This window comes from Arhodomonas sp. KWT (assembly GCF_010993615.1).
Map to the genome: position 1 here is coordinate 1 of NZ_WNXE01000300.1, position 2428 is coordinate 2428.

Sequence of the window (2428 nt, forward strand, 5' to 3'; positions counted from 1 at the left end):
CCCTGCGAGCAGGACCGCCGCTGCGTCTACGTCCGGCTCACCGGCGAGGGCGAGGCACTGTTCGACGAGGTCTTCCCGGCCCACATGGCGCACCTCGGCGACCGGCTCGACGCCCTCTCCCCCGAGGAGCTGGAGACCGTGGAGCACAGCCTCCGCCGCCTGGCCTCGGCGCTGTCGGGGCATGCCGGGGATGCCGAATCGGGTGAGCGCGTCATCGGCAACCAGGGCCGGGGCTAGCCCGAAGGCGACAGCAGCATCTCCGCCCGGAAGTCGGCGCTCCGGTCGACGGTCCCGCCGGAGACCATGAACACCCCGTCGCCGGTGTAGTGCACCGTCCGCGGCCACGCCGGCGCCGGTTTCACCCAGGCGCGCACGATCTCCCAGACGAAGAAGTTGTAGTCCGGGACCAGGCGGTCCCCGGCCAGCCGGCACTCGAACGCCGCGTGGCACTCGCGGATCAGCGGCGCCGCCACGACCTCACCCGACGCCGGCGTGAGGCCGAAGCGCTCGAACTTGTCCACCGAGGCGCCGGTGGTATTGCCCACGCCCACCACCGCGTCGAGCAGCTCCAGGGTCGGCAGGTTGATGACGCACTCGCCGGCCTCGCGGATCAGCCCGAAGCTGTGGTTGCCCGCGGAGATCATGCAGCCGACGAGCGCAGGCGAGAACTCCATGACCGTGTGCCAGCCGAGCGTCATCACGTTGCGTCCGCCCGCCCATGCCGAGGACACCAGCACCACGGGCCCCGGCTCCAGGTAACGCCGCGCGCGTTCGACGGGATACGGCTGCCAGTAATTCCCTGCCATGGTCATTCCTCCCCCGCCGCCTCCTCGCGGGAGGGCAGCGTGCGCTGCATCTCGCGCACGGGGTGCTGGCGCCATTCCGGGTGTTCCCGCCGGAGCTGCCGCGCGACCCGCAGTGAGCGGCGGATTGCCCCGATGCCGGGCAGGAACGGCGTGTGCGCGAGCTCCCAGCGTATCCCGGTCGGGTCGGAGAAGAACACCGCGTAATAGCCCGGCGCGTAGACCGGGTACTCCGCCGGCTCGTCGGTGACGGTGACCGGCGCGTTGGCGAGGAACTCGCGGCGGAAGTCGTCAACCTCCCGCCGGCGGCGCGCCCACAGCGCGATGTGATGGATACCGGTGGCGTGCTCGTCGTGGTGCAGCCGCTCACCGGTCCGCGCCGGCTGAATACCGATGTAGCTGTGCGCGAAGGGGTAACGCGCCATGTAGTAGGTGGAGCGATATCCGACGTCCAGCGTCCAGAAGCTGTGATAACCGAGCCAGCCGAACATCCGGTCGTAGAAGGCGATGGAACGCTCGTAATCGAGCACCGAGAACTCCACATGATGCACACCGCGCCAGCGCATGGCTCCCTCCGTTTCCCAGTCGCCCAGCCCCCGCCGGGCATTGGCGGCCGGCGCGTCGACGGGGCACATTTTCAGATCTCGCGTGGTCGGCCACTAACCTGCACGGCCAGTGACGGACGGAACCACGAAACGCGGATACCGGGTCAGGCGGCACCGTCGTCGCCCCGCGTCCCGGCGGGTTGCAGCCCCCGGCGGACGGTCTCCAGCATACCGGCGACCACGTGGTCGGGATTCACAGACGGATCGAACCAGTGCTGCAGCACCACGCCGTCCACACCCCCCACCAGCCACGCGGCGACGGCCTCGGGATCGACGCCCGCATCCAGCTCCCCCGCCGACTGCCCGGCCCGCACGGTCTCCGCGACGAGCGCGCGGAACTCGGCGTACATGCCGCGCATGATGGTGCCGAGACGCTCCCGCGCCGGACCGGCGCTCGCCGCCGCCCAGAACTCCAGCGTCAGCGGGAAGATCGCCACCTGCCGGCGCAGCCCGGCCACCGCCGCCAAGAGCCCCGCGGCCAACGCGTCCCAGTGACCGTCCCGGGCGGCCATCGCCGCCTGGCACTCGGCCATCAGCGCACCCTGGCAGGCCTCGAAGGCGGCACGAAACAGCGCCTCCTTGTCGTCGAAGTAGCGGTACACGGAGCCTTTGCTGAGCCCGGCGGCGGCGGCGATGTCATCAACCAGCGCGCCCTGGAAGCCGTCACGCGCAAAGACCTCGACCGCCGCCCCGGCGATGGCCCGCTGGCGGGCCTCGACGTCCACGACGCGGGGTGCCATGCCCGCCCTCCTATAATGACTGACTGGTCAGTTATTATAGGAGCCGGTTCCAGCCCTGCCAACCCGCCGCGTGCCGGCGGGTTGGCGCGGCGATAGATCAGCGCCGCTTGCGGTTGAGGAAGGCGTCGATGCCCGCCTGGGCGTCCTCGGCCATCATGTTGCGTGCCATGGTGCGGCTCGCATCGGCATAGGCGTCCGGCAGACTCATGCCGAGCTGGCGGTAGAACAGCTGCTTGCCGAGCCGCCGCGCGGTGGGCGCCTTGGCGGCGATGGTCTCCGC

The 2428-nt window shown here is 70.6% G+C and carries 4 protein-coding genes and 1 pseudogene; 1 reads left to right on the forward strand and 4 read right to left on the reverse strand.

The features are described 5' to 3' along the window. Positions 1 to 237 (forward strand): MarR family winged helix-turn-helix transcriptional regulator (locus G7A99_RS18125; RefSeq protein WP_371807632.1); only part of this gene is annotated, 237 nt, incomplete at its 5' end. Here the strand turns inward: G7A99_RS18125 and G7A99_RS18130 are convergent. The 4 genes and pseudogenes from G7A99_RS18130 to G7A99_RS18145 form a co-directional block, all read right to left on the reverse strand. Further along, on the reverse strand, positions 234 to 806 hold the full coding sequence (locus G7A99_RS18130; protein ID WP_163142801.1) for a flavin reductase family protein: 573 nt from the start codon (positions 804 to 806) through the stop codon (positions 234 to 236). The two genes, G7A99_RS18125 and G7A99_RS18130, sit on opposite strands and share 4 nt — an antisense overlap. Before the next feature lie 2 nt (positions 807 to 808). Further along, positions 809 to 1438, reverse strand: a complete 630-nt coding sequence (locus tag G7A99_RS18135) for a VOC family protein (protein WP_240466338.1) — start codon at positions 1436 to 1438, stop codon at positions 809 to 811. A gap of 74 nt (positions 1439 to 1512) precedes the next feature. Beyond that, complete coding sequence (locus tag G7A99_RS18140; RefSeq protein ID WP_163142804.1) at positions 1513 to 2148, reverse strand: TetR/AcrR family transcriptional regulator; 636 nt, start codon at positions 2146 to 2148, stop codon at positions 1513 to 1515. 97 nt (positions 2149 to 2245) lie between these two features. Next, a pseudogene (locus G7A99_RS18145) lies at positions 2246 to 2428 on the reverse strand (enoyl-CoA hydratase); the annotation flags it as partial.

What these genes read in the sequence shown, in the direction of transcription:
- G7A99_RS18130 (WP_163142801.1), bottom strand. Translation starts at nt 806, where the DNA reads ATGGCAGGGAATTACTGGCAGCCGTATCCCGTCGAACGCGCGCGGCGT.
- G7A99_RS18135 (WP_240466338.1), bottom strand. Translation starts at nt 1,438, where the DNA reads ATGTGCCCCGTCGACGCGCCGGCCGCCAATGCCCGGCGGGGGCTGGGC.
- G7A99_RS18140 (WP_163142804.1), bottom strand. Translation starts at nt 2,148, where the DNA reads ATGGCACCCCGCGTCGTGGACGTCGAGGCCCGCCAGCGGGCCATCGCC.